Annotated in this window: 26 protein-coding genes and 1 pseudogene; 22 read left to right on the forward strand and 5 right to left on the reverse strand. The window is 63.7% G+C overall.

The features are described 5' to 3' along the window. Together AMA01_RS04130 and AMA01_RS04135 are read left to right on the forward strand one after the other, a co-directional pair. A partial coding sequence (locus AMA01_RS04130) for an ATP-binding domain-containing protein (RefSeq protein ID WP_231862814.1) occupies positions 1-1,280 on the forward strand: 1,280 nt, incomplete at its 5' end. A gap of 172 nt (positions 1,281-1,452) precedes the next feature. Then, positions 1,453-2,670, forward strand: coding sequence for a helix-turn-helix transcriptional regulator (locus AMA01_RS04135; protein WP_231862815.1), 1,218 nt, complete (start codon positions 1,453-1,455; stop codon positions 2,668-2,670). 64 nt (positions 2,671-2,734) lie between these two features. Here AMA01_RS04135 and AMA01_RS04140 read toward each other — a convergent pair whose 3' ends face one another. Beyond that, entirely contained in the window at positions 2,735-4,111 is a 1,377-nt protein-coding gene (locus AMA01_RS04140; protein ID WP_067847754.1) for an MFS transporter, read from the reverse strand. Positions 4,112-4,189: 78 nt separating this feature from the next. Between AMA01_RS04140 and AMA01_RS04145 the strand changes: the two genes are divergently transcribed. Beyond that, positions 4,190-4,639: a GNAT family N-acetyltransferase gene (locus AMA01_RS04145; protein WP_067847757.1), complete on the forward strand. Its 450-nt coding sequence runs from the start codon at positions 4,190-4,192 to the stop codon at positions 4,637-4,639. Here AMA01_RS04145 and AMA01_RS04150 read toward each other — a convergent pair. Beyond that, positions 4,632-5,138, reverse strand: coding sequence for a cupin domain-containing protein (locus AMA01_RS04150; RefSeq protein ID WP_067847760.1), 507 nt, complete (start codon positions 5,136-5,138; stop codon positions 4,632-4,634). The two genes, AMA01_RS04145 and AMA01_RS04150, sit on opposite strands and share 8 nt — an antisense overlap. Before the next feature lie 147 nt (positions 5,139-5,285). On the opposite strand from AMA01_RS04150, the gene AMA01_RS04155 reads away from it, so the two are divergent. The 9 genes from AMA01_RS04155 (at position 5,286) to AMA01_RS04190 (ending at position 11,958) form a co-directional block, all read left to right on the forward strand. Then, positions 5,286-5,657: a YojF family protein gene (locus AMA01_RS04155; protein ID WP_067847763.1), complete on the forward strand. Its 372-nt coding sequence runs from the start codon at positions 5,286-5,288 to the stop codon at positions 5,655-5,657. A gap of 3 nt (positions 5,658-5,660) precedes the next feature. Further along, positions 5,661-6,365 carry a bacillithiol biosynthesis deacetylase BshB2 gene (gene bshB2, locus AMA01_RS04160; RefSeq protein ID WP_067847766.1) on the forward strand — a complete coding sequence of 235 codons (705 nt, stop codon included), beginning with the start codon at positions 5,661-5,663 and terminating at the stop codon, positions 6,363-6,365. Further along, positions 6,362-6,829 (forward strand): low molecular weight protein-tyrosine-phosphatase, encoded by a 468-nt coding sequence (locus AMA01_RS04165; RefSeq protein ID WP_067847769.1) that lies wholly within the window; start codon positions 6,362-6,364, stop codon positions 6,827-6,829. Before bshB2 ends, AMA01_RS04165 begins: the two co-directional genes overlap by 4 nt. A 118-nt stretch (positions 6,830-6,947) precedes the next feature. Next, positions 6,948-7,421 (forward strand): hypothetical protein, encoded by a 474-nt coding sequence (locus AMA01_RS04170; RefSeq protein WP_067847772.1) that lies wholly within the window; start codon positions 6,948-6,950, stop codon positions 7,419-7,421. 141 nt (positions 7,422-7,562) lie between these two features. Continuing rightward, complete coding sequence (locus tag AMA01_RS13880; RefSeq protein WP_014463746.1) at positions 7,563-7,730, forward strand: hypothetical protein; 168 nt, start codon at positions 7,563-7,565, stop codon at positions 7,728-7,730. 177 nt (positions 7,731-7,907) lie between these two features. After that, complete coding sequence (locus tag AMA01_RS04175; protein ID WP_067847775.1) at positions 7,908-8,228, forward strand: thioredoxin family protein; 321 nt, start codon at positions 7,908-7,910, stop codon at positions 8,226-8,228. Positions 8,229-8,300: 72 nt separating this feature from the next. Beyond that, complete coding sequence (locus AMA01_RS04180; RefSeq protein WP_067847778.1) at positions 8,301-10,214, forward strand: acetate--CoA ligase family protein; 1,914 nt, start codon at positions 8,301-8,303, stop codon at positions 10,212-10,214. A 27-nt stretch (positions 10,215-10,241) separates the two neighbouring features. After that, the gene (gene trxB, locus AMA01_RS04185) at positions 10,242-11,201 is read left to right on the forward strand and encodes a thioredoxin-disulfide reductase (protein WP_067847781.1); all 960 of its coding nucleotides are present in this window, start codon (positions 10,242-10,244) and stop codon (positions 11,199-11,201) included. A 103-nt stretch (positions 11,202-11,304) separates the two neighbouring features. Then, positions 11,305-11,958: a hypothetical protein gene (locus tag AMA01_RS04190; RefSeq protein WP_067847784.1), complete on the forward strand. Its 654-nt coding sequence runs from the start codon at positions 11,305-11,307 to the stop codon at positions 11,956-11,958. Positions 11,959-12,044: 86 nt separating this feature from the next. Here the strand turns inward: AMA01_RS04190 and AMA01_RS04195 are convergent, their stop codons facing one another. Beyond that, positions 12,045-12,497 carry a PTS sugar transporter subunit IIA gene (locus AMA01_RS04195; RefSeq protein ID WP_067847787.1) on the reverse strand — a complete coding sequence of 151 codons (453 nt, stop codon included), beginning with the start codon at positions 12,495-12,497 and terminating at the stop codon, positions 12,045-12,047. 252 nt (positions 12,498-12,749) lie between these two features. Between AMA01_RS04195 and AMA01_RS04200 the strand changes: the two genes are divergently transcribed. The 5 genes from AMA01_RS04200 (at position 12,750) to AMA01_RS13530 (ending at position 18,048) form a co-directional block, all read left to right on the forward strand. After that, positions 12,750-13,523, forward strand: a complete 774-nt coding sequence (locus AMA01_RS04200; protein WP_067847791.1) for a DeoR/GlpR family DNA-binding transcription regulator — start codon at positions 12,750-12,752, stop codon at positions 13,521-13,523. A gap of 4 nt (positions 13,524-13,527) precedes the next feature. Next, positions 13,528-14,508 carry a 1-phosphofructokinase family hexose kinase gene (locus AMA01_RS04205; RefSeq protein WP_067847794.1) on the forward strand — a complete coding sequence of 327 codons (981 nt, stop codon included), beginning with the start codon at positions 13,528-13,530 and terminating at the stop codon, positions 14,506-14,508. Then, positions 14,493-15,902: a PTS fructose transporter subunit IIC gene (locus tag AMA01_RS04210; RefSeq protein ID WP_067847797.1), complete on the forward strand. Its 1,410-nt coding sequence runs from the start codon at positions 14,493-14,495 to the stop codon at positions 15,900-15,902. Before AMA01_RS04205 ends, AMA01_RS04210 begins: the two co-directional genes overlap by 16 nt. Before the next feature lie 343 nt (positions 15,903-16,245). Beyond that, the gene (locus AMA01_RS04215; RefSeq protein WP_231862816.1) at positions 16,246-17,673 is read left to right on the forward strand and encodes an amidase family protein; all 1,428 of its coding nucleotides are present in this window, start codon (positions 16,246-16,248) and stop codon (positions 17,671-17,673) included. Positions 17,674-17,685: 12 nt separating this feature from the next. Continuing rightward, positions 17,686-18,048 (forward strand): DUF423 domain-containing protein, encoded by a 363-nt coding sequence (locus tag AMA01_RS13530; RefSeq protein ID WP_082743955.1) that lies wholly within the window; start codon positions 17,686-17,688, stop codon positions 18,046-18,048. Positions 18,049-18,078: 30 nt separating this feature from the next. Here AMA01_RS13530 and AMA01_RS04220 read toward each other — a convergent pair. Both AMA01_RS04220 and AMA01_RS04225 read right to left on the reverse strand, forming a co-directional pair. Continuing rightward, positions 18,079-18,894, reverse strand: a pseudogene (locus AMA01_RS04220) (DMT family transporter); the annotation flags it as partial. Beyond that, complete coding sequence (locus AMA01_RS04225) at positions 18,891-20,693, reverse strand: alpha/beta hydrolase family protein (RefSeq protein ID WP_067847807.1); 1,803 nt, start codon at positions 20,691-20,693, stop codon at positions 18,891-18,893. The pseudogene AMA01_RS04220 and the gene AMA01_RS04225, both read right to left, overlap by 4 nt. A 306-nt stretch (positions 20,694-20,999) precedes the next feature. On the opposite strand from AMA01_RS04225, the gene AMA01_RS04230 reads away from it, so the two are divergent. From AMA01_RS04230 to AMA01_RS04250, 5 genes are all read left to right on the forward strand, one after another. Continuing rightward, a complete protein-coding gene (locus AMA01_RS04230; RefSeq protein ID WP_067847967.1) occupies positions 21,000-21,584 on the forward strand; it encodes a YdeI/OmpD-associated family protein in 585 nt (194 codons plus the stop codon). A 124-nt stretch (positions 21,585-21,708) separates the two neighbouring features. Beyond that, positions 21,709-21,996 (forward strand): autorepressor SdpR family transcription factor, encoded by a 288-nt coding sequence (locus tag AMA01_RS04235; protein WP_269447883.1) that lies wholly within the window; start codon positions 21,709-21,711, stop codon positions 21,994-21,996. Then, entirely contained in the window at positions 21,983-22,633 is a 651-nt protein-coding gene (locus tag AMA01_RS04240) for an SdpI family protein (protein WP_231862817.1), read from the forward strand. Before AMA01_RS04235 ends, AMA01_RS04240 begins: the two co-directional genes overlap by 14 nt. A 41-nt stretch (positions 22,634-22,674) precedes the next feature. Further along, positions 22,675-23,877 carry an SWIM zinc finger family protein gene (locus AMA01_RS04245; RefSeq protein WP_231862818.1) on the forward strand — a complete coding sequence of 401 codons (1,203 nt, stop codon included), beginning with the start codon at positions 22,675-22,677 and terminating at the stop codon, positions 23,875-23,877. 70 nt (positions 23,878-23,947) lie between these two features. Next, positions 23,948-25,114 carry a trans-sulfuration enzyme family protein gene (locus AMA01_RS04250; RefSeq protein ID WP_067847810.1) on the forward strand — a complete coding sequence of 389 codons (1,167 nt, stop codon included), beginning with the start codon at positions 23,948-23,950 and terminating at the stop codon, positions 25,112-25,114. The last annotated feature ends 166 nt before the right edge of the window (positions 25,115-25,280 follow it).

The raw sequence follows: 25,280 nt of genomic DNA on the forward strand, positions 1-25,280 counted from the left end.
CGTACGAGGCGTACGAGGCGTACGAGGCGTACGAGGCGTACGAGGCGTACGAGGCGTACGAGGCGTACGAGGCGTACGAGGCGTACGAGGCGATGCGGCGGGAGATTGAGGTCAAAGGCCGCGTTCAGACACTGGAAGACCTCGAGGGTTTCCTCAAAGGGATGGAGAGGACCATGGTGCCCAAGCGAGACGTGCCGTCTCCAGTCGGGCCGCCCATCTCCGCGGAGACCATCGCCCACTGGTTTCACGTGGAGTATGCGCGCTACCCGGTGCGGGATCGGCGGGATCGCGTCATAGCTCGCGTCAAGCGGCAGTGGGAGATGCAGGCGAAGGATGCGGGAAAGGCGGATAAGGGCGTGAAACGGCAAATTGCGGCCGCCGCGCGCGAGTTCGAGCGGGCGTGGCCCGATCTCGAGCCGCTGCCCATCTACGAGTCCTTTCTGCGGCATCATCCCGAGCTGTCGCTCGCATCCATTCAGCGGCCTGCGAAGTACGGGGCCCGACCGCTCGTGCAACCCGAAGACCTGCCGCTCCTCCTCGCCATTCATCAATGGCTTCGCGGCGTGGACGCGAGAGACGTGTTTCATCACGTCGTGATCGACGAAGCCCAGGATTTTTCTCCGGCCCACATCCGGGTGCTTCAGTCGTACTGTCCGAGCCAATCGTTTACCATTCTCGGGGACCTGTCTCAGAGCATACACACCGAGGCCGGTTTCCGGGACTGGAACGAAGTTCGCGCGCTGTTTCCGCGCGGAAGCCGGTATGTGGAAATGTCCGTATCGTATCGCTCGACCCACGAGATTGTGTCGTTTGCCAACCGGATTCTCGAGCCGTTCAGGCCGAAGGTCCTGGCGAAACCGGTGTTCCGCAGCGGCGATCCCGTCGTCGTCGAGCCCGTGACCTGGGAGGGCCGATTCGATGCCCTTATCGAACGACTGTCCGAGGAGAGGAGCAGAGCGACGACGCTGGCCGTGCTGACGCGCACGGAGGAGGACGCACACGTGTATCACCAGGTGTGCCTGGAATCGGGGCTGGATGCGCATCTGCTCACGGCGGCACAGGCGCATTACGAAGGTGGCATCAGCGTCGTGCCCGTGTACCTCGCCAAGGGGCTTGAGTTCGACAGCGTCATCATCGTGGACGCCGATGAGGCCCACTATCGCGCCGACGAGCGAGACGCGAAACTGCTGTATGTTGGCTGTACGCGCGCGTTGCACCGGCTGCGGCTGATGTACTGCGATCGCCCGTCGTCGCTCATCAGGTGGGCGAACGCGGAGTAGATTCTTGTCTTTTGGCGCCGAAACAGGGAAATTCGGCGCCTTTCTTTCGCAAACAAGTGCCAAGAAAGACAAGAACGATGGCATTTACGACTCCCCTGTGGGCAGAGATTCTTTTATAATGTTTTGAGAGAAACCGTTTTCATTCCTCGTGGGGCGCGAGGGGAGGGCTAACGTGAGCGTGCGCATGCCGAAAAAGACAAGTGTTTCATCCTCGCTGCACGCCATCCGCGAAATTCGCACCAGTTGGCCGTCTGTCACCTGGGACGTGCTGCAGCAGTATCCCGTGGAACTCGACTTTCGAGAAGTGAAGAGGGCGCTCGAAGGTGTCCGCGACCGTCAGGCGTGGCTGGTGGCCGTGGTCCGCAGTTCGCGCGTCGTCCCCATCTATCCGTTTTTAGCGCAGATTCAAGCGGCGGGCTTGGATTGCGTGCATCTCCTGTCTTGCGACCCGGCGACATACGTCATCACCCTTGCCGCCCACCATCCGGAGCGGGCCATGGAGGGCTTCGAGGCCGCACTGGGGCGGTTGGCGGCGGATCGGACGCTGGTGGGCGTCAGCTCGGCGAGTGACGAGCGGGAGGTTGTGCGCTGGTGGCAGGCGCTGTTGGAGGCCACTGCGGCGTCGCACTGGAACGTGTTTGAGTTGTCGGCCTACTCGCAGGGAAGGCGCGAGCTCGTGCCGCTTCACGAGGAGGACAGGACCCGGCTCATCACGCGCGCCGTCATGCAACTCGGGGACCGGGGCTACGAAGGCATTGCCTCCGTGGTGGAGGACTGGTTCGCACAGTTCGCGGAGCGGCCGACGAAGCTGGAAGACGTGGCTGAACTCTGCGCTCAGCTCATCATGGCGGCCGTCGGGCAGCGCCAGGCGGACGGGCGGGATCGGATGCTGCAGGTTCCCATCTCGACGCGCCAGTGGCTCCGCTTTGTGGCTGAGGAATGCCCGAAGTGGTGGGACTGGCGCGACAGGCTCAAACATGCGCTCATGGTCGTGCTCGGTCGGGAGGAAGTGGCGCGCACGGCACACAGCGCGCAGATCGGGCAGGTCATCGAGATCATTGAGCGCAACTACGATTCGGATCTCGATGTGGCGACGCTCGCGAGCCAGGTGTTTCTGAGCCCGAGCTACTTGTCCAAGCGATTCAAGAGCGAGACGGGGATGACCATTCGGGAGTTCATTGTGCAGACACGCCTCAACAAGGCGAAGGACCTGCTGCTGCGCGACTTCCACCTCAAGGCGTACGAGGTGGGCGCACACGTCGGTTACCCGGATCCCACGTATTTCAACAAGCTGTTCAAGCGACAGGTGGGGCTCACGCCGAAGGCATTTCGCGATCGCGCCATGCGGCAAGCGCGGGCGTTCAAGCAGGAGGATACGCGATCGTCGTGAGTGCGCATCGCGCGGCCGCTCGACGAGGCGAAAGCGCCTCTTCGGGCGGCCTTTTCTCATGGCGTCAGCTCTGGCGAGGGAGGCGCAGGCTCATGACCAACACCAGGGCGCCGAGGCAGGCAAGCACCACGGCCAAGATGTGCAGCGCGGACGTCGTGAGGCGCGCGCCAAACAAGAGCCCGAGCACGACCGTCGACAGGATGGTCCCCATGTAACGGGACATCTGAAACAGCCCGGATGCCGTGCTGATGACCTCGCGTGGGCTGGCCGCGAACAGTGCCGTCTGAAGGCCCACGTTGTTAAAACCGTTGGACAGGCCCAGGACGGACAACACCACGCACAGCCACCACACGGGCGACGCCGTGTGCAATGTCAACATGAGCAGGCTGCCCGCCGTCATGAACAAGGCGGCGAGGATGAGCGGCGGCCGGGAACCGCTGCGAGCCACCCAGCGGCCGGTGATGGGCGCCGTGATCAGGCTGAAACCAGCGACCGCGAGCATGATGAGCCCCGTCTCTTGCGAATTGAAGCCGCGCACTTCCTGCAGGTAGGTGGGCATGCCAAAGAAGATGGAATAGAAGATGATGTTAACGGTGGTGAACTGGACCAACACCCACGCGAGCGAGGTGTATTGCCGGAAGAAGCGCAGGCTTAAAAACGGGCTTGGCGCGAGGTGTTCTCGCCACCCGAAGGCGACAAAAGCCAAGAGTCCCGCGGCGGCCGCCCACCAAACAGGCTTTTCCGTGAGCGAGAGCAGAAACACGAGCGACGCGGCGATGGCCAGAATGAACAGGGCGATGCCTGGCAGGTCGATCTCGCGCAGCACCTCGCGGGCTTTCTGGCGGTCGCCGCGGCGGGGGTTCGGCAGCACAAATATGGCGAGGAGGAAGCTCGCTACGACAAACGGGAAGTTGACGAGAAAGATGCCCTGCCAGTCCAGGTAGTTCATGATGACCCCGCCGATGGACGGGCCAAAGGCCGCAGCGCCCGACGAGAACACGGACAAAAAGGCGAGCGCCTGCGCCTGCCGATCCGTGATGACATTGCGCACAATCCCCATGCCTGCAGGATATATGGCGCCGCTGCCGAACGACTGGATCAGCCGAAAGACGACGAGCCAAGTGAACGAGGGTGCAAATGGGGCGAGCGCACAGGACAGCGCGACCAGGGCGAGCCCGATCAGAAACAGCGGTTTGCGGCCGACGAGATCGGCCACCTTGCCCATGATGGGTTGCGCGACGGCGCTGGCGAGGTAGTACGACGAGATGAGCCACGACGCCGTGGTAAAATGGACGTGAAACACGTGTTCGAATTTGGCCATGGCCACGGAGATCATGGACGAGTTGAGGGGATTGAGAAGCACGCCGAGCGCGATGGTGATCAAGAAGAGGGCCCGGCGCCCGCCGCGCGGTTCCTTTGCGGACACGGTGATGGTGGACATGCGCCTTCCTCCTTGCATACTCGCGTTGAATTATACGCTTCTCGAAAGATGTCTTCCAAATCGCTGGGGGTGTTGGGGATGCGCGCGGTGAAGGTCACGAATGACGCGCAGTTGCGCGATTGCCTGTCCATCCGGCGGCAGGTCTTCATTGAGGAACAGCGAGTGCCGGAAGAGTTGGAGATCGACGAGTTCGATCAGCCGGATCGGGCAGTGCACATGCTCCTGTATGACGACGATGGAGCGCCAATGGCGACGGCGCGCTTTCGCCCGTATCATCCGGGGGACCCTCACACGGCCAAGGTGCAGCGGGTGGCGGTCTTGGCGCATGCGCGCGGCCGCGGACTGGGGCGGCGGGTGATGCAGGCTGTGGAGGACCTGGTGCGCGAAGATGGGTTTCAGGAGATTGTGCTCGACGCGCAGCTGCACGCCGAGCCCTTTTATCTGAAGCTTGGTTACCGGCGGACTTCGGACGACGTGTTTGACGACGCCGGCATTCCTCACGTTCGGATGCAAAAATCGCTCACGTGAGGCGCGCGATCACGTCCTCATAATCCGGAAAGAGGGGAGCCACCGCCTCGCGCGAAAGCAGCTCGAAATCCTGAAAGTCGAATCCGGGCGTCACCATGCAGCCCACCAGCGCGAATCCCGGATCGTCTCTCGGAATCAGCTCGGCCCCGAAGATGGTCCCAGCGGGAACCAAGACCTGGGGTTCCCGGCCCGGCGCGTCGGGCAGCCCGAGCTCTCGCGCCTCGTAGCGGCCGCCAGGATGGAAAAGGTGCACGACGAGTGGCCTGCCGTAGTGAAAGTACCATAGCTCGTCGGAGCGAAGCCGGTGGAGTCGAGATACTTCCCCTTCGGGCAGCAGGAAGTAGATGCTGGTGGCGCTGCGGCGCGCGCCGCCATACGCCTCCACGGTGGCCGGATCGCGTAGATAGCGCGGGGAGTGGTAGATTTCGCGGTAGTACCCGCCTTCGGGGTGCGGGGTGAGTTGCAGGCGTTCGATCCATCTGCGCGCGTCGGCGTTCATGGAAGACCTCCTTCACTCCACCGCGCCCGGCGCGGGGCCGTTCGGCCATTTGAATCGGCCCCGATGTTTTGGCACGATAGAGGACGTTGATTCGTCACGATTATCGCATATCGCACAGCTGCGAAACTCGGAAGAAGGTGCTGCGCTTTGAAACCGATCGATGTGCAGGCCGTGCAGGCTGCTTTGAGCCGCTTTGTGGGAGACGATGTGTACCTGCATCTCGAGACCACCAACGGCGCGTATGCCGCGCACCGGTTCGGCCAGCCGATGGCGGTGTGTGCCTACATTCGAAACGGGCGGGTTCGCTTTGAGCGGGCCGCCATCGCCGGAAATCGGCCCTACCGCGTTGGCCTGAAGATGGAAAACGGCTGGATTTACGCCGAGGGACTCACGGACTACGAAGTGGACGAGAAGGGTCGGTTGCTCTTGGCAGGCCACGATGACGAGGGGCGGCTCGCGGTTGCACTGCAGCTTTCACGCACCCCCTGGCCCATGAGCGCGATCGAGGAGGAGGCGTGAGCGATGGCACAAGTGGAAAAGACGCGTCACCTGCTGCTCGTGTATCCTCATCCAGACGACGAGTCGTTCGGCAAGGCCGGGACGGTGATTCTGTTCACCCGCGCGGGCACGCCAGCCACCCTCATCTGCGGCACGCTCGGCGAACTCGGCCGCAACATGGGGAATCCTCCTATCGCGAATCGGGAGACGCTCCCCAAGATCCGGCGCAAGGAGCTCGAAGACGCGTGCGAGATTCTCGGCGTCCGGGATCTCCGGTTGCTCGGCCTGCGGGACAAGACGGTGGAGTTTGAGGATCCCGAGCGTATCGCGGATCGGATCGAAGCGGTGATCCGCGAGGTGAAGCCGTCGATTCTCATCACGTATTATCCCGGGCTCGGCGTGCATCCCGATCACGACGCCATGTCGAACGCGGCCGTGATCGCCGTCAAGCGGCTACCGAAGGAGGAACGGCCGGTCATCTGGGGCTCGGCCGTGGTCCACGAGCCCGAGAAGATCCTTGGCGATCCCGACTTTGTCATCGATGTGTCGAGCGTTCTGGAGCAGAAGCTCGCGGCGATGAAGGCGCACCGCTCGCAGTTCTCGGGCATCTTCGCGAGGGTCGAGGAGGCGCTCGCGGCCGGGGGAGAGGCTCGGGCGGAAGTCCTGCGCCTGCTCGGCACGGAGCGGTATTGGGTGTACCGGTTGGACGACGGGGGAGAGAGCGCATGATCCGCGTGCTGTTCGTGTGCCTCGGCAACATCTGCCGCTCGCCCATGGCCGAGGCCGTTTTCCGGGACATGGTTCGAAAAGCTGGCCTCGAGGGCGAAATTGAGGTGGATTCCGCCGGCATCGGCGACTGGCATGCCGGCGATCCGCCGCATCACGGGACGCGCCGCGTGCTCGAACAAAATGGCATCGACTACGCGGGCATCGTGAGCCGGCAGATCCGCTCGGAGGATCTCCGGCGGTTCGACTACATCGTCGCGATGGACGAGTCCAACATGCACGCCCTCGAGCGCCTCGGCGCGACTCGGTCGGAGCGCGTGTTCCGGCTGCTCGATCTCGTCCCGGACGAGCCGGACGAGGTGCCGGATCCGTATTACGACGGCCGGTTCGAAGAGGTGTACCGCCTCGTGTGCTTGGGCTGTGAGGCGCTCCTCCGACGGATTCAGGCGGATCTCGCCAAGGCGTGATGGAACCTATTCTGCTGTATGCGGGCCCGGTGATGCCGGGCCCGCGTTCGTTTTGGCACCCGCGCTCGCATATCGGCATACACATGGGCGAACGGCTGAATCGGGTGGAGGATATGAGATGACGACCATTCATCGCAATCAACTGCGGCGCGTGCGCACCGTGTTCCTCGAAGGCGTGTATCCCGACGGCCCGCTCGCCGGGCGCACCCTGGCCGCCGTTCGCCTGCCGCGAGGCGGCATCTATCAAGTGTGGATTGGCTGCGGCGAAGCAGTGGCCGAATGGGCGCGCCGGGCTCGCGGAAGGCTGGGCGGCACCGTCGCCGTCGGCGCGTGGCTGGACGAACACACCTTCGAGCTGTCTGTGGAGCGTTGGCGTCCACTTCCGGCCATCGCGCCGAGGAGCGACGGAAAGCGCGCACTGGGGCTTGCCCGCCCGCTCATCTTCGCCATGGCGGCTGCGGACCGCTACTTCATCGGGGCGCACGATGGCGCGGCGGATGCCGAGATTCTCGTGCGGGATGCCACGGGGGAGCGCTGGTCGGCAGGAGTTTGGCGCGATTTCCTGCCGCAGCGCGTGCGCCGGTCTTGGTAAGAAACATGACGATGACAGAGAAAAAACTTCGTTTATGTAAGATATCCTAACAAAAGGCGTTGATCCGACCCCCGCGATGCGCTACGCTACAGACAACAGGGCACGCCCTGGTCCGCATTCTCTCGCGGAGGGTCGATCTCGATGGAACCGCCATTCGAAACGGTCATCTTCACGCAGGCCGACGAAGCTCGCAACGAGTTGATGATGCGGGAGCTCAAGGAAGCGGTGGAACGGAGCCAAATCCGCGTCGTCGACATTCGGCGGTATCGGGATCAGTTGATCGTCACCTTTCGCCGGCTCTCGTCCTGAGATGGGCGGGAGCCACCCCGGCCACGCGCCGGTCGCTTCAGGCTGTCCACGCCACTCCTTCTCTTGGGCGGATCGATGTGATCCGCCTTCTTTTTGTGCCCTGTCGGACGCCTTCGCTCGGGCGGGTGGTTTTAGACACGGCGAGCAGTATAATGAAGGCGGAAGGGAGCGAGAGCCGTGGAAGAGATCCGCACGAGCGAAAGGTATCGGGAAGCGGTGCAATCAGGCCGCGTGGTGGTGGAATTCTATGCGACGTGGTGTCCAGACTGCCGTCGCATTGAGCCATATTTGGGGGGATGGGAGGAAAAGTACCGTGAGCAATTCGCGCTGGTCCGCGTGAATCGGGACGAGGTGCCGGACTTGGCGGAAGAGTTGCAGATTCTCGGGATTCCGACCTTCCTCGTGTACGACCAAGGCCGCGAAGTCAAGCGGCTCTTCAGCCGCGACGCGAAGTCCAAGGAGCAGGTGGAGCAGTTCTTGGACCAGGCGTACGCCTGATTTGTGCGATCACGGCCGCGGGCGGCAGTTGCCACTGCGGCCGTTCGCGCCAGGAGAGGGGCAGAGAGCGGTATGACGTCGTTGCACCACTTTTTTCACCCGAAGGTGGTTGCGGTTGTGGGCGCGTCGAGAAATAAGGATCGACTCGGCCACGTCCTGTTTCGCCACATCTTGAACAGCGACTTTCGCGGGACGGTCTATCCCGTCAACCCATCGGCGCAATCGGTGGCCGCGGTGCGCGCCTACCCCAGCCTGCGCGACGTCCCGGAACCCGTCGATCTCGCCGTGCTCGTCGTGCCCGCTTCGCAGGTTTTGTCCGTGATCGACGACGTGATCGCGGCGGGCATCAAGCACGTGATGATCTTGTCGTCTGGGTTTTCCGACATGGACAAACCTGGCGAGGAGTTGGAGCGCGAGATCTCGGAAAAGCTGCGCGCGGCGGGGTGCCGCCTCATTGGCCCCAACAGCCTCGGCCTCATCCAGATGGACAGCGAGACGCGGCTGAACGCGAGCTTCGCGCCGAAGGTGCCGGAGTACGGTCATGTCGCCATCGCATCCCATTCTGGCGCGCTCGGCATCACCATCCTGGACTACGCGGCCTACATCGGTTTGGGCGTCGCCAGCTTCGTCAGCCTGGGCAACCGAGCGGACGTCTCGGGCAACGACCTGCTCCAATACTGGGGCGACGATCCGGCCATCGAGATGATCCTCCTGTACCTCGAGTCGTTTGGGAATCCAAGAAATTTCTCTCGGCTCGCCCGGCGCATCACACGCCAGAAGCCCATCCTGGCTGTGAAGAGCGCGCGGACGCCCGTTGGCCACGATGTGGCGAACGCGCGCACGGTGTCGGTCGCGGCGGAGGACGCGACCGTCGAAGCGATGTTCCTGCAGGCGGGCGTCATCCGCGTGGATACGCTGCAGGAGCTGTTCGATGTCGCCGTCCTGCTGAAGGCAGGCCCTACGCGCGGTGGGCGCCGCGTGGCGGTTGTCACCAATACCGCCGGTGGGGCCGTAATGACCGTCGATCGCATTGTGCGCGAGGGACTCGATTTTGTCGGCCCGGTCATCAACGTGGGATTCGAGACGCTCGCCGAGAGCTACCGCGAGGTGCTGCCGCAGGTGTTGCGCGATCCGAGCGTGGATTCGGTCATCGTGCTCTTCACGCCTGTGGGCCCGTCCAATGAGGAGGCTGTGCGCGTCGCCATTTCGGCGGCACTGTGCGAAGTGGCGAACGATCCGCCCGCCCCAGGCGTCCGCCACCCATACGAGAAACCGGTGGTGGCCAACTTTCTGACCACGGGCGACTACCGCGTGCGGATGCTTGAGGTGGACTCAGAGCGGCAGATCCCCATCTACCCGTTCCCGGAGCAGGCGGTTCGTGCGCTCGCGAAGGTCGTTGCGTATCACGAGTATCGCGAGAAGGATCCGGGCGTGATCCCGTTTGTGGACGGGATCGACACGGATTTGGCCAGGGCGCGCATGTTTCAGGAAATATCTGCCAAGTCGTATCGAGGCGAGGAGGACGTTCAGGGGCTCGTGATGCTCGATTGGCCCGCCGTCCGAGAGGTGCTGGCGGCCATCGGGCTGGACGCGGCGGATGCGCCGAACGCCCAAGCGGAAGAGCAGGCGAGCTTCAACATCGTCGTGGAGACCGATCCACTCTTTGGCCCGCTTCTGCGCCTGTACCTTTCCTCGGAGGAACGGGGCGCCGCGGCGCTCCGGCGCTCGGCCAAGACGCTGCCGACGGTGCGCCTCCTGCCGCTGACGGATGCGGACGCCAGAGAACTTTGGAGCGACGCGCTCTTGAACAGCGCTTCGTCGCGGATGAAGCCGCATGAGGACGTCGTGATCGACGCGATGATCCGAATGTCGCAGTGGGTGGAAGACGTGCCGGAGATTGTGGAGGCGGACCTGTATTTTGTCATTGAGGGAGACCGCGCCGTGTGCGTGGCGGGCCGAGTGGAAGTCGCGCGGCGCAACGGGTAACATATATGAAAGAGGGGAGGCCTTTCCATGGAACACAGGAGGCTCATTATCCTGGGAACAGGGCCTGCCGGATACACGGCGGCCATTTACGCGGCGCGAGCGAATCTCGAGCCGATGGTGTTTGAGGGAGACCAGGCGGGCGGCCAATTGACGCTGACGACCGAAGTGGAGAATTTCCCGGGCTTTCCGGATGGCGTGATGGGCCCGGAACTGATGGAGGCCATGAAGAAGCAGGCCGAGAAGTTCGGCGCGGAATTCAGACCGGGTGTTGCGACCGATGTCGACTTGTCGCAGCGCCCGTTTAAGGTCGTGATCGACAAGGAACGTGAATACACCGCGGACGCGCTCATCGTGGCGACGGGCGCTTCGGCCAAGCTGCTGGGTATTGAGGGAGAGAGCGAGATGATTGGCCGGGGCGTGTCAACGTGCGCCACGTGCGACGGATTCTTCTTCCGAAACAAGCGCGTCATCGTGGTGGGCGGCGGCGACTCCGCCATGGAAGAGGCGACGTTCCTCACGAAATTCGCGTCCGAGGTGACGATTGTCCACCGCCGCGAGGAGTTCCGCGCGTCGAAGATCATGCAGGAGCGCGCCAAGTCGAATCCGAAAATCCGGTTTGTGATGAACGTGCAGTCGAAGCGCGTGCTGTCAGATGGCAACAAGGTGACGGGGCTCGAGGTGGTGGACAACCAGACGGGCGAGACGAAGGTGCTCGAGGCGGACGGCGTGTTCGTCGCCATCGGCCACAAACCGAACACGGACTTCCTGCGCGGCCAGCTCGAGTTGGACGACATCGGGTACATCATCACCAAGGGCAACACGTCGGAGACGAGCGTGGAAGGAGTCTTTGCCTGCGGCGACGTGATGGATTCGCGCTATCGGCAGGCCATCACAGCGGCGGGATCTGGCTGCAAAGCGGCCATGGACGCAGAGAAGTTCCTGGAGGGTCAGGCGGCGCACGATTGGTCGGTGTCGCTCAACGCCTGACCTCTGGACGGGATTTCTGGTTCCGGCACCGTCTGCATGTCGGGTGCGACGATGGCGCATACTTCAGGCGAAACATCCACTTCAAAGAAGGAGTGACGCCTAGATGCAGCCGATGCAACCGACGTATGGTGGCCAGGGCCAGGGAATGGGCTACAATGCGCAGGTGTATCAGCAGATGCGCCAGTTCGCCACCCCGGCCGAAACGGTTCATCAGCACATGCAACAGGACGCGCAGTACGCACAGCCGTCTTACGGCTACGCGCCGATGGGGACCATGGGCATGGGCCACAGCATGCTGAGCCAGTTTGGGTCCAATCCGCAGATGGTTCGTCAACACATTCAGCAGGACCTGCAACAGTACGGCGGGCACCCGATGGGACAAGCGATGGCGGGGATGCATGACAGTGCTGGATATGGTATGGGGTACGGCTCGTACGGCACGCCTCATCAGGCGCATGTCGTCTCCATGCAGGGACGCCAGGCGTATCAACAGGCGGCGGGCCAAGCACAAGGTGGCTACGGCATGTCGCCCTCGGGTTACGGCCCGCAATTCGGTATGATGGGTGCACAGGGCCACGCGCAACCCTACCAGCAACCGTATCAACAGATGATGCACATGCAACCCGGTCAACAAGCTTACGGTTACGGGATGCAGAACCATCCGTCGCGCGGCGCGTTTGCACAATATGGGACGGATCCCCAGGTGGTGCGCCAACACATTCAGCAGGATCTCGGCTATTACGGTGCGATGCAGTGACACAACGGGCCAGTCGCCAAGTAGGGCGGCTGGCCCTGTTCTTTCTGTTTCGCATGAGCAGTCAGAGCCCGATTCTGGCCATTTCCTTAATCGTCGAGCGCGCCGCGGATGGTACCCACGAGTCGGTCCACATCGTTCGTCTCTCGCAGCGCGCCGACAAAGTCATCGTGCATGAGCTTGCGCGCCAGTTTCGACAGCAGGCGAAGGTGGTCATCGTGAGCGCCTTCTGGCACCAGAATGAGGAACACCGTGTCGACGGGGGCGCCGTCCAGGCTGTTCCAGTCCACTGGTTTTGCCAGCCGGGCGAACATCAGCGCGGCTTCCCGCACCGCCGATGATTTTCCGTGCGGAATGGCGATGCCCTTCCCGAATCCGGTCGTACCTTCTTCTTCGCGGTGCTCGACGGCCTGAACCGCAACGTCCACGTTGTCCACGTGGCCCAAGCGAAAAGCCAGTTCCACCATCCGTCGAATGACGTCCGTGCGCGTCGCGATAGATTCGTCCAGAAAGCACACGTGCTCGCGCGTCAGCATCGTCATCTTCTTCGATCATCCTTTCGCCACGAATCCTGAGGTCGCGTGATTCGTCGGGCGTGGCGCGGCGCCGCCCCAAGCGTTTACACGCGGAATCGATACCCCGATTGACAACCTCCATGCTACACCATAAAATGATCGCAATCAATCATTTTCGAGCATATTTGAGCGCTCGTATGTGAAGGATAGGCCATCGTTCGCGAGCGAATGACGACCGGAGAACAACGATTTGCAAGCGCCGAGCGGGAGGTGAGCGGCATGTTCGCGGACGAGCGCAAGGCCCGCATTGCGCAACACGTGCTTGTGCACAAGCGAGCGACCGTGAGCGAACTTGCGCAGATGTTTCAAGCTTCCGAATCCACGATTCGGCGAGATTTGCAAGAACTAGAGGAGCAGGGCGTGTTGCACCGCACGCACGGCGGCGCGGTGGCCAAGGAAGTGGCCGCATTCGAGCCGACTTGGAGCGAGAAGCGAATCCAGAACCAGGATGCGAAGACGCGCATCGCCGCGCTCGCTCTCGAACTCGTGCGGCCAGGGCAAGTGTTGCTGCTCGACGCAGGGACGACGACATACGAAATCGCCCGGCAGTGGCGCCATGAGGGCGTGACGGTTGTCACCAACAGCCTGGATATCGCCTCCGAACTCAGCTCACGCCGTGAACTGGATCTCGTCATGTTGGGCGGTCAGTTTCGCGCCAAGACCGGCGCCTTTGTCGGTCCGTTTGCGGAGCGCATGTTGGGCGAATTGCATGTCGATATCGCCTTTTTAGGCGCGAACGGCGTCGATTTCCGTGGCATCACCACGCCCAATCCCCAGGAGGCGGCCGTCAAGCGGGCGATGGTCACGAGTGCCGACCGTGTGGTTGTCGTGGCGGATCGCACCAAGCTCCATCAGACCGCGTTTGTGCGCGTGGCTACCTGGGACGAGATCGACATGTGGGTGTCGGACGGTCCCCTGCCGGACGGTGAGTGGCGCCAATGGCAGGCGGAAACCGAGGTGGAGTTCATCTGTGACAACGAGCATGGGGGGTGATTGGATGACGGCGCAGTCGGAGGAGTCAGAGAACCTCCGCTCGACGGATATCGTGACGGTGACCGTCAATCCGGCGATCGACGTGTACGTGCGCACACAGACCCTCCAGCCGGGCGAACTGCACCGCGTGGACGAACAGATTCTCGTCCCTGGTGGCAAGGGCGTGAATGTCTCGCGCGCGCTCGAGGCGATGGGCAGAGAAAGTCGATCGCTCGGGTTTGCAGGCGGTTCACGTGGGCGGTGGCTTGCCTCCTCGCTTCCGGAGTGGGCCCGGTGGATCCCCATCGCGGGGGAGACGCGGATGAACCTGAAGGTGATGGAGGACAACGGTCGGCTGACCGAGCTGAACGGGCCTTCGCCTCACATCGACGCCGAGAGCTGGGCGCTAATGAGTGCTCAGGTGCTCGAGGCCTTGCGGCCGGGGGCGTGGCTCGTCATCGCCGGGAATCTGCCGGATGGATGTCCTGTGGATGGCTATCGCGCGTGGACGGAGGCGGCAGCGCAGAAGGGGGCCCGCGTCGTCCTCGATTCAAGTGGTGATGCGCTGCGCGTGGCGCTGGAAGCTCGTCCGCACGTCGTGAAGCCAAATCGGCAGGAGCTCGCGGAGTGGGCCAAGGCTCCGGTGCTGGACGTGGCGGACGCGGTTCGACAGGCGCGGCGCATGGCTCAATACGCAGCCTGCGTCGTGGTCTCGCTCGGCGCGGAGGGCGCCATCGCGGTCACGCAAGAGGGCGTTTGGCGCGCGCGGGTGCCGAGCGTGAAGGTGGTATCGCCAGTGGGCGCCGGGGACAGTCTCGTGGCCGGAATGGTCCATGCGCTCTCAAGTGAACTTCCCGTGCCCGAGGCGCTCGCCTTCGCGTCAGCGACCGCAACGTGCAAGGTGGCGCTGCCGCCTGGTACCTTTCCGTCGCTCGGACAAATTGCGGCGATGGAGCGACAGATTGAAATCGAAACATGGAGGGATGTGTTGTGGCCAAGTTCGTAGCGGTGACCGCGTGCCCAACCGGAATCGCGCACACGTTCATGGCGCAGGAGGCGCTTCTGCAGGCTGGGAAGAAGTTGGGGCACGACGTGCGCGTCGAGACGCAGGGCGCGCTCGGCGCCGAGGACGCGTTGACCGAGGCCGAGATCCGCGAGGCGGACGCCGTCATCGTGGCGGCGGATAAGCAGGTCGATCTCGACCGGTTTCAAGGAAAGCGCTTGTTGCAGACGTCTGTGAGCGCCGCCATCAAGGAGCCGGAGAAGCTGCTGGAAGATGCGCTGCGGGCGCCGACATTTGATCCTGACGGATCGCCCGGGGCGCTCGACGAGATTCAGGCCGCGAAGCAGGCGCGCAACCAAGGGACGCCCGCCGTCTACCGCCACCTGATGAACGGCGTGTCGCACATGTTGCCGCTTGTCATCGCCGGGGGCATCTTCATTGCGCTGTCCACGGCTATCGACATCAACGGCCAGTCCTCCTTGGCTCAGGCGTTTGACAACATCGGCGGCGGATCGGCCTTTAAGCTGTTTGTTCCCGTTCTGGCGGCCTTCATCGCGCAGTCCATCGCGGATCGCGCCGCGTTCGCGGCAGGGCTCATCGGCGGTTGGATTGGCACGCAGGGGACCATGTATCACGCGGGACCGAACGCGAGCGCTGGGTATCTGGGAGGCATCATCGCAGGGTTCGTGGCGGGCTATGTCACGCTTGCGCTGAAAAAGTGGATCCGGGTGCCGCGATCGCTCGAAGGCATCAAAACCGTTCTCATCCTTCCGGTTCTGTCCGTGGGCATCGTGGGGCTGCTGATGATCTACGTCTTGGGCCATCCGGTGGCCGCGCTGATGGGCGCGTTGTCCAGTGGCCTCATGCACATTGGCGCGAGCGCGTCGCTCGGGCTCGGCGCCCTGCTCGGCCTGATGATGGCCTTCGACATGGGCGGTCCGTTCAACAAGGTGGCGTATTTCTTTGCTGTCGGCCTGCTGGCCACGAAGACGCCGGAAGCAGAGATGATCATGGCAGCTGTGATGGGGGCGGGCATGGTTCCGCCGCTCGCGATGGCCATCTCAGCTTTCGCCGCGCCGCGCAAGTACTCGCCGGAGGAGCGGGACGCCGCGAAAGCCGCCGTGATTCTGGGGGCCTGCTTCATCACCGAAGGAGCTATCCCGTTCGCAACGCGAGATCCGCTCCGCGTGATCCCGTCCATCATGGTGGGATCCGCCGTGACGGGCGCCCTCAGCATGCTGTTCCACGTCACGAACCCGGCGCCGCACGGAGGCATCTTCGTGTTCCCGCTCATCGGGCACTGGTACCTGTTCGTGGTCGCCATCCTCGTCGGGGCGGGCGTGGGCGCCGCCATGGTCACGGCGCTCAAGCGGGAAATCCAGGCTCAGTCCGCCTGATGTGTTGGCAGGCGAAGTTCGCAGCACGCACGCAGGAGACTCGATCCGTCATCCCGCATCCGCACGCGGCTTACAAGCGGCCCCAGATCTTGCGCTGGGGTCGCTCCATCGTGTCTGACATCGTGTCTAATCCACGAGAACCCTCGGCATGTGCCAATCCGTGATGCCGACGCCGCCCGCGTCCTCTCCTCCTGCCCGCTCCTCCGCCTATTCTGCATCTTGCAATTTCCCGTCGAATGTCGCCTTCCATGGCTGAGTTGGGGCTCGGCCGCGGTCGCCGAGACAAGGGCGCATGGACTGTGGCACAATAGCCGTGAGACTCGAAGGGATGGGGGACGGCTGGATGGACGCCATGACTGGAACGCTCGTCGAGTGGGCGATGGCCATTCGACAAGGCGATGTGTCCTCGTTCGACGCCGTGGCGCGGCATCTCGAGCAAATGGCCGCGCACAATGTGGACGGGATGGGGATTCGAGCCGTGATCGAGGTGAACCCCGAGGCTCTGTTGGAGGCCGAAGCGCGGGATCGGGAACGCCGCACCGGATTTTTGCGGGGCCCGCTGCACGGGGTGCCCATCCTCGTCAAGGATAACCTCGACACGGCCGATGCCATGCAGACGACGGCTGGATCGGTGGCGCTCGAGGGGCACCGGGCCAAGGAGGACGCGGAGGTGGTGCGCCGGCTTCGCGCGGCGGGCGCCGTGATCATCGGCAAGGCGAATCTGACGGAATGGGCGAACTTCCTGAGCGATCATATGCCGAACGGGTATTCCTCGCGCGGCGGGCAGACGCTGAATCCATACGGACCTGGAAAATTCGATGTCGGCGGCTCGAGTTCAGGGTCCGGCGCGGGGGTCGCGGCGGGCTTTGCCCCCGCGGCCATCGGCACGGAGACGAGCGGCTCCATCCTGAGCCCGTCGAGCGCCAACAGCCTCGTGGGGTTGAAGCCGACGCTCGGCATGGTCAGCCGGCGGGGCATCATCCCCATCGCGATGAGCCAGGATACGGCGGGGCCGATGGCGCGCACCGTCGCCGATGCAGCGCTTTTGATGTCCGTCATCGCCGGCCCGGATCCGCGGGACGTGGCGACGCAGGGCGTGCGCTGGCCAGCGCGCGAGGCGTGGCTTCACCTTCGCCGCGGCGCGCTCCAAGGCGCGCGGATTGGCGTGCCGCAGGCGTATCTGGAGGACGTTCCAGAGGACGAGCGCTCGGTCTTCCATGAGGCGCTCTCCGAGCTGCGCGAGCTTGGGGCGGACGTGATCGAGTGCGACCTCGCGAAGGACAGCTTCGATTACGACGTGCTCGTCGCGGAGTTTCCGCCGGCGCTGGATCGGTATCTCGCCACCGTGGAGCCATGGCTGCCCGTCCACTCGCTCGCCGATGTGATGGCGTTCAATGCCTGTCACGCCGATCGCGCCCTCCGATACGGCCAGGCGATTTTCGAGCGGGCGCGGGCGCAGAGCCACCTCCACCTCGCGGACGGCGCGTACATCCGCGCGCGGCTTCGCGATCTGCGCAGGTCGCGCCAGGAAGGCATCGACCGCGTGCTCGCGGAGCACCGGTTGGACGCGCTTGCGTTTGTGAACTACTACGGCTGTTCCATTGCGGCGAAGGCGGGGTATCCGTCCATCACCGTGCCCGCCGGGTACACGCAGGAGGGCAAGCCGGTGGGACTGACGCTCACCAGCACCGCGTACAGCGACGTCCGGCTGTGCCAGTTGGCGTACGACTACGAGCAGGCGACCCATCACCGCCGCCCGCCTGCGATGTGAGGAGGAAGCACCATGGCGTTTGCGATTTGGGGAGGCGTGTTCGCATTTCTCGCCGTCGCGCTTGGCGCGTTTGGCGCGCACGTGTTGGGGGACAAGCTGTCAGCCGAGATGATGTCCGTCTACCACACGGGCGATCAGTACCAGATGTATCACGCGCTGGCGCTCATCGCCGTCGGCATCCTGCTCCGGCTTCATCCCGATTCTCGCCTAATGTCCGCGGCGGGGTGGTTGTTCGCCGTGGGGATTGTGCTGTTCTCGGGCAGCCTGTACGCCCTCAGCGTGTCTGGCGTCAAGGTGCTCGGGGCCATCACGCCCATCGGCGGCCTCTGCTTCCTGGCCGGGTGGATTTGTTTCATCCTCGCCTTGGCGCGCTGATCGCCAGAGATAAGCGCCCACGCTGGTGAGGCAGATGGCGCCGCCGAGCCCCTCGAGCGGCGAGATGGGCTGGTGCAGAAGCAACGCTGCGAGGATGGAACCGACCACCGGTTCCCCCACGACGGTCATGGCGATGGCCGTCGGCGGCACGCGGTGCAGGAGCGCGTTGAAGATGCCGTGGCCGAGAATGGTCGAGACAACGGCAAGCGCTGCGAACAAGAGCCAGTTGTGGGCGCTGTAGCCCCAAAACGGCGCGCCCAGGCATGCGTTGGCCAGGGCGAGCACCGCACCGCCGACGACAAAAGCCGATGCGTTGTACGTCCACGCGGGGATCTCCATCCGGGCCCGTGCGCCGACGAGGACGTAGCCCGAGACGGCGAGGGTCCCGAGGAGCGACATCAGGTCGCCCAGGGCGCCGGTGCGGGTGACTCCGGCGCTCGCCGCTGCGGCGAGGGCGGCGCCAGCGATGGCCACCGCCATGCTGGCGAGATCGACCCACGCCGCGGGCGCCCGGCGCCACAGCCGCTCACCCATCCACACAAACACCGGTTCGAGCGCCAGAATGATGAGCGACGAGGCGACGCTCGTCAGCTTCAGCGACTCAATCCAAAACAGAAAGTGAAGGCCGAGCAATACCCCGCTCGCCGCGAGCCATCCCGACATCCGCCGAACGGACTGCGCCGGCGGCCGTTCCCGCCACACGGCGGGCACGAGCAGGACGGCAGCCATCCACAGCCGGTACATGCCGATCACGCCCGCCGGCGCCGTCGACCACGCGATGAAAATGGCGGAGAACGAGATGGCGACGAGGCCGACGGCGAGGAGCAAGGCCGTGCTCGCCCTCACGGCGTCGAAGCGTGGCGGTGCCGATCGAGAAACGCGATGGTCCGCCTGTAGGCTTCAATCTCGTTCTCCAGCTTCATAAATCCGTGGCCCTCGTCCTGAAACACGATATATTCCACATCCCGCCCTTTCTCCCGCAGGGCTTGCACAATTTGATCCGATTCCGCCTTGACGACGCGCGGGTCGTTCGCGCCTTGGATGACGAGCATGGGCTTCGTCATGCCGTCCAGATACGTGATGGGCGAGTCCTTGATCAGCCGCTCGCGATCCGCCGGATCGTCCGGGTCGCCCAGCCACATTTTCATGATGGGCTTCCAGAAGTCCGGGACTGATTGCGCGAAGGTGACGAGATTGCTCGGCCCGAAGAGGTCGACGCAGGCGCGGAAGTAGTCCGCATGCCGGCCATGCAAAAGAAGCGTCATATAGCCGCCGTAGCTGCCTCCGACCAAGAAAAGCTTGTCGCGGTCCGCGAGGCCCTGCGCGACGAGCCACTCGATGCTCGCAATCATGTCCTTGCGCGGCCCTTCGCCCCAGTCGCGCTCCACCATCTTCATGAACCGGCTGCCGTACCCCGTGCTGCCGCGGAAATTCGGCGCGAACACCTGGTACCCGAAGAGGAGCCAGTACTGAAACAGTTTCCGGAAGCCTTTGCGCTCGGCGGCCTGCGGCCCGCCATGTGGCCAAACGATGGTGTAGCCATTCGCAACCTCGGGCTTTGGGCGGAAGAGCAGCGCTTCGAGGGTCAGACCGTCAAAAGACGGGAAGTGGACCACGTCGGCCTGCACCAAGTCGTCCGGGGAAAAGCCCATGGGGCGCACCCGCGTGAGCGGACGCCATGTGCCGTCCAGGTCGAGCATCCAAACATTCCCGGGCTCGTTGTCGCTTCCGCCGAGAAGATACAGGCGCCCGCTGTCCCCAACCTTGATTTGCCCGACGACGTCGCAAGGCGCGCTCAGCTTCTCTGCAGAACCGGTGCGCAGGTCCACTCGGTACAGTTCGTCGATCACGCCGCGCATCACGGCGGCGTACGCGGTCTGGCTGTCCTCGTGCACGGCCACGTGCGTGACGCTTCCCTTTTCCGGCGCCCAGATGCGCTGGAACGAACCGGTTTGCGGATCAAACGAGGCGAGATAGAGTTCGTCCGCTTGATAGTCCGTGGCGAAGACCACGAGATGACCCGCGAATTCGATGGACTCCACGATGTGCGGAGTCCCGGGGTCCGGCGTCAGGCTGACGCGTTCGCCGCCGCGGTGGAGGTGGGCGATCTGGTACGTGTTCGCGAAGGACGTCGCGGTTACCCAGGAAGTCTCGTCGTCGCTCACGGCCACCAAGACGGTGGGACCGCCCTCACCTTGGTAAAGGGTTTTCTCCTCGCCGGATTCGAGATCGAACACGTAGCCGCACAAATACGTGGGATTGTCCTTGTCCGACGAGTAGTAGATGCGGTTTCCGTCCTTGGACGTCGTGCAGAACATGAAGCGGCGGCCCTCGTGGGTGCAAAGCGGCTGCTTTTCGCCGCCGCGGGGCGGGATGAGGTAGAGTTGGGCGTTCTCATCTCCGTCGTGATCGAACGCGACGAGCACGTAGCGGCCTTGGGGGTCAAAGTGCATCGCGTAGGGCACCTGGCCTTCGTTCGTCAGCCGGTAGGGGAAGGGGCAATCGAGATCGATGCCCCAGGCGTCGTAGCGGCCGGAGAAATTGGTGGCGACGGCGATCCGGGTCTCGTCCTTTGCGACCGCCAGCCCGAAGATGGTGGGGGTGTGAAAGAGTTGTTCGGGATTCGGGCGCGGGAGTTGTATCACGAGTTTCACGCTCCTTCGTGGGGTGAACCTGAGGGTGGTTCGGCCATCTGAGATGGATATTTTGCGCGGAGTGTGAAAATTCCTGCCGAGCCGTGGGGCGGTTCCAAAAGATTGGAGGATAGGCGCGGGGAACCGTATCGGCATGGGGGTCACCCGGTTCACGCCGGCGGTCGCCCTTCTGTGTTATAGTCGGGTGAGCAGAAGCGAGACGGGCGGTGAAGGTACTTGACAGGTCCATTGGAGCTTGAGGGTGCACATGAGGCGCATTCCAACCCAGAAGTCGACTTGTATCTCGAACAGGGTTGCATGCGCTGTCGCTTTGGCGGCACGCCGGACTGCAAGGTCCACCGATGGGAGGACGCGTTAAAGGCGCTTCGCGCCATTCTGCAGAGCTGCGGGCTCGCCGAGGAAGTGAAATGGCGGCAGCCTTGTTATACCTATCAGGGCCGGAATGTGGTCATCATGAGCGCCTTCAAGGACTCCTGCGCGCTCAACTTTCTCAAGGGAGGCATGTTGGAGGATCGCCACGGCTTGTTGGAGAAGCCGGGCGAGCACACGCAGGTGGGGCGCCAGATGCGGTTTCGAAGCGCGGATGAGGTGAAGGCGCGCGAGGACGCCATTCGCGACTACATCCAGCAGGCTGTCGAGATCGAGCGCGGGGGCCAAGCGGCGCCACCCTGCGAGGCGCCGGAGCTTCCGATGCCGGAGGAGCTGTTGCACAAGTTCGATGAGATGCCGGAGTTGCGGCAGGCGTTCGAGTCGCTGACACCTGGCAGGCGGCGTGCGTACCTCCTGCACTTTTCGGCGCCCAAGCAGTCGAAGACGCGGGCGGCGCGAATCGAGAAATGCATCCCCATGATCCTGGAGGGCAAGGGCCTCTACGACCGCTGAACGGCAAGGGAAGAAATATATGGACGGACGAGAACGGATGGGCGCTGGTGTTGTGCCTCGGCATATTGCGTATTTAGCTATATGGCTATAAAATGAATGAAGAAGTCGTGCGAGGATTGTGGTGGTGAAGGTGAATGAGCGCGTATTTAAAGCCATGTCGGATGGGACGCGGCGGAGGATTCTTGAACTGTTGAAGACAGGACCGAAGACGGCCGGAGAGATTGCGGACCACTTTCCCCATGCGCAGCCCACAATCAGCCGTCATCTCAGCGTATTGAAATACGCAGATCTGGTGGTGGACCGGCGCGAGGGAACGCACATCGTCTACCGGCTCAACACCACCGTGTTGCAGGAGTGGCTGGCCTGGCTTCTTGAACACTTTGGGAGTGATGACCGTGATGGGGAAGCGTAAACCGCAAGCGGTGCCGTGGTGGGGCTGGGCGGCATGGGCCATGGCGTTGGCGTTTGGCTGCTTGGCGTACCCGCATCTGCCCGCTGATATCCCAAGTTATCTGCAGTCGAATGATACGCCGCGCTCGCGATTTTGGGTCGTCTTTGATGGACCTGCTGTGATGTTGGGCATCATGCTCCTTTGGTACGCGTATCGGTGGTGGAAACGGAACTCGAAGCTCGATGCTTCCTTTTGGTCGACATATCGGTACATTGGCGGCGTGGTGGTGGTCTGCGTTTCTCTGATGTACGCGGCGGACCTTGCTCATGTGCTTGACAGGGCGACGCTGCGGTGGGAGGCCACCGCGTCTGGACTCATGTTTATGCTCATCGCGAATGTGCTCCCGCGCGTACGGCCGAACGGTTGGATCGGCGTGCGCGTGTCATGGACGTTTGCGGACGAGCGCGTATGGACTTGGACGCACCGCCTCTGCGGCCAACTGGGCATTCCCGCCGGGATGTTGATCATCCTGTTGGCGTGGGTGTTGCCAGCCGGACACGGGATGCTCGAGGTCGCCATGCTGGTTCCCGTGTGCCTGTGGCTTTTCATCGCGTTGGTGGCCTCGTATATGTACGCGAGGCGCCTTCGGAAGCTGTGACGGGCGCTTCGAGGCGGCGCTCGCGAAACGGAGGCGGCGAGGTGCACAAAGTCTCAAAGTGGCGCAAGGCGCTGAGAGAACTCACGTCACCCGTTGGGTGGCAGGATCTTCTCCCGGAGTACGTGTTCTATCGCGGCGTGGAATACGCGGAAACCGGGCGCGTGGTCTCCTGGTCGCTGCACGACGGCGCTATCCGCGCTGTCGTGCGCGGCTCGGCAGACTATCGCGTCTTTTTGCACATCGAAGATGTCGAGCAGAGCCGTTGCTCGTGTCCGTACGGCGGGCCCTGCAAACACTGGGTCGCCGTCGCGCTGCACGTCGCCCGCGAGACGCGGCTCGACGGGATTCGAGGAGGGCAACCGCTCGATCTCGACGTGTGCCTCGGCTCCATCGGAGACGGTGAAGTGCCGGCCTATGTCGCCGATGTCATGGCGTTGCGCCCCGACGTCTCGCTCCTCCTTCGCACCATGCGCTTCGTGCAAACGGCGCCCGCCCGTTGGGCGAATGAACCGCCGCTCTCCCGTCTTCACCAGGAGGCGCGAGCGCTGCTTCTTGCCGCCGACCAAATCGCGCAAGGCGATGCGGCCGTCGCTGCGGAGCGGGGCGCGGCGCCTCCCTTCACCGTCACGTACACCGGCGCGGGCTGGGAGAGCGCACGAAGGCTGATTCAAGCCTTCGCGGACGCTCTCGCGGGTGAAACGCCCGCGGAGCTCGCGACCTATGCGGTCTACGATTTCCGCCGGCTCGTGGCGCGCTTGAGCGACGACGTCCCGGGCGAGTACGAGCTTCCCCACAGGGAGCTCCTCCGCTCGCTTGGCGCCCCACTCGCGGCGGCGGTCAAGCGGCTTTCCGGCCTCGGGGAGGCGGCGATGGACGAGTGGCGCGCATGGTCGCTTGCCAGACTCTCCGAAGCGACCTGTGCCGAAGATGCACTCGACGCGCTCGCCGCGCTGCAGGGCGGGTGGTTCGACACGCGCCATCTGCGCGCCGCCTGCGAGCGGGTGATTGCCGTCGATGATTTCCCCCGTCCGCCCGGCCTAGAAGGCTGCGTGCCGCACGTGCCCTGGATTCCGGTGTCGCTGGCCACGCGGATCAAGGAGAATTGGCGCGAGATGATCGCCTTTGCGCTCCAGATGGGCGATCTCGCCGCGGCCGACGAGATCGCCCGCATGCGGCCCGTGTCTGACCGCGATGCGGATATGCGCCTGGCGCGGGCCGCCATGGACGCTCGCGCGCGTCCTTGACGCTTGCCCTGCGCGTCTGTACATTTTGTCTATCGCTTGTGATTTGAGCGCAGGAAGGGAGCCGACCACGTTGAAGATCGAATCGAAGTTGGCCCAAATTGGGAATCGGCAGGATCCCAGGACCGGGGCCGTGTCTGCCCCAATTTATCACTCGACGACATACGCTCATCCGGCGCTCGGCCAAAGCACCGGATTCGATTACACGCGGACGCTCAATCCGACTCGCAAAGTCCTCGAGGACGCCATCGCCGAGTTGGAGGGCGGCGTGCGCGGATTTGCCTTCTCCTCCGGCATGGCCGCGGTCCACGCCGTCTTTTCGCTGTTCTCCCCGGGCGATCACGTCATCGTCTCGAGCGATCTGTACGGCGGCACCTATCGCGTGCTCGAGCACATCTTTCGCCCGCTCGCCATCGAGGCAACGTATGTGCACACGGGCCACCTCGAGGAGGTGGAGGCCGCCCTGCGCGATACCACGCGGGCGCTCTTCATCGAGACGCCAACCAATCCGACCATGCAAATTACGGACATCGCGGCCGCGAGCCTGTTTGCACGCCGGCGCGGTCTTTTGACCATCGTGGACAACACGTTCATGACGCCCTACTTCCAGCGTCCCATCGAGCTGGGCGCGGATATCGTGGTTCACTCGGCCACGAAGTTTCTGGGCGGACACAACGACGTGCTCGCCGGCCTCGTCGTGGCGAAATCGGACGAGATCGCCGAGCGGCTTTACTTCGTCCAGAACTCCATCGGAGCCGTGCTCGGGCCGCAGGACGCGTGGCTGCTCATGCGCGGCATGAAGACGCTCGCCATCCGCATGGAGCGGTGCGCCATGAACGCGAGCGCCATTGCGGCGTGGCTCGACGCGCGCGACGACATCGTGAAGGTCTACTATCCTGGCCTCGATACGCATCCCGGAAAGTCCATCTGTTCGAAGCAGGCGTCCGGCTTCGGGGGCATGGTGTCGTTCGAGGTGCTGGACGCGCGGATGGTGCCGTTCGTCCTCGAGCATTTGAAGCTCGTCACGTTCGCGGAGAGCCTGGGTGGCGTCGAGACGCTCATCACGTATCCCACTCGGCAGACCCATGCCGACATTCCGGAGGAAATTCGGGAGAAGGTGGGCGTCACCGACAGGCTGCTGCGGCTGTCGGTGGGCATCGAGCACATCGGGGATCTGATTGACGATCTCAGCCAGGCGCTGGATTACGCCGCCGAGCAAGTGCTCTCCCGCAGGCGATGACATGCACGGGCCGATCTCGCCACAGGCACGGCGGATCGGCCCGGGCCATATGAGGGAAGAGGTGCGGAATCGTGGCGCGGGCGCATAGGATTTTGTGAGATGCGCGTCGAACATGTTCCTAGTGAAAGGTTTCGAAATTGCGTTTCATCTCTGAAACCAGGGGGTG

Origin of the sequence: Alicyclobacillus mali NBRC 102425, from assembly GCF_001570745.1 — a bacterium.
Classification (GTDB): domain Bacteria; phylum Bacillota; class Bacilli; order Alicyclobacillales; family Alicyclobacillaceae; genus Alicyclobacillus; species Alicyclobacillus mali.

Bases quoted from the DNA above. Each gene is read 5' to 3' on its own strand.
- bshB2 (WP_067847766.1), top strand. From the start codon at position 5,661: ATGGCACAAGTGGAAAAGACGCGTCACCTGCTGCTCGTGTATCCTCAT.
- AMA01_RS04145 (WP_067847757.1), top strand. From the start codon at position 4,190: ATGCGCGCGGTGAAGGTCACGAATGACGCGCAGTTGCGCGATTGCCTG.
- AMA01_RS13880 (WP_014463746.1), top strand. From the start codon at position 7,563: ATGGAACCGCCATTCGAAACGGTCATCTTCACGCAGGCCGACGAAGCT.
- AMA01_RS04215 (WP_231862816.1), top strand. From the start codon at position 16,246: ATGGACGCCATGACTGGAACGCTCGTCGAGTGGGCGATGGCCATTCGA.
- AMA01_RS04170 (WP_067847772.1), top strand. From the start codon at position 6,948: ATGACGACCATTCATCGCAATCAACTGCGGCGCGTGCGCACCGTGTTC.
- AMA01_RS04140 (WP_067847754.1), bottom strand. From the start codon at position 4,111: ATGTCCACCATCACCGTGTCCGCAAAGGAACCGCGCGGCGGGCGCCGG.
- AMA01_RS04200 (WP_067847791.1), top strand. From the start codon at position 12,750: ATGTTCGCGGACGAGCGCAAGGCCCGCATTGCGCAACACGTGCTTGTG.
- trxB (WP_067847781.1), top strand. From the start codon at position 10,242: ATGGAACACAGGAGGCTCATTATCCTGGGAACAGGGCCTGCCGGATAC.
- AMA01_RS04150 (WP_067847760.1), bottom strand. From the start codon at position 5,138: ATGAACGCCGACGCGCGCAGATGGATCGAACGCCTGCAACTCACCCCG.
- AMA01_RS13530 (WP_082743955.1), top strand. From the start codon at position 17,686: ATGGCGTTTGCGATTTGGGGAGGCGTGTTCGCATTTCTCGCCGTCGCG.
- AMA01_RS04205 (WP_067847794.1), top strand. From the start codon at position 13,528: ATGACGGCGCAGTCGGAGGAGTCAGAGAACCTCCGCTCGACGGATATC.
- AMA01_RS04230 (WP_067847967.1), top strand. From the start codon at position 21,000: ATGCGCTGTCGCTTTGGCGGCACGCCGGACTGCAAGGTCCACCGATGG.
- AMA01_RS04240 (WP_231862817.1), top strand. From the start codon at position 21,983: ATGGGGAAGCGTAAACCGCAAGCGGTGCCGTGGTGGGGCTGGGCGGCA.
- AMA01_RS04195 (WP_067847787.1), bottom strand. From the start codon at position 12,497: ATGACGATGCTGACGCGCGAGCACGTGTGCTTTCTGGACGAATCTATC.
- AMA01_RS04165 (WP_067847769.1), top strand. From the start codon at position 6,362: ATGATCCGCGTGCTGTTCGTGTGCCTCGGCAACATCTGCCGCTCGCCC.
- AMA01_RS04190 (WP_067847784.1), top strand. From the start codon at position 11,305: ATGCAGCCGATGCAACCGACGTATGGTGGCCAGGGCCAGGGAATGGGC.
- AMA01_RS04180 (WP_067847778.1), top strand. From the start codon at position 8,301: ATGACGTCGTTGCACCACTTTTTTCACCCGAAGGTGGTTGCGGTTGTG.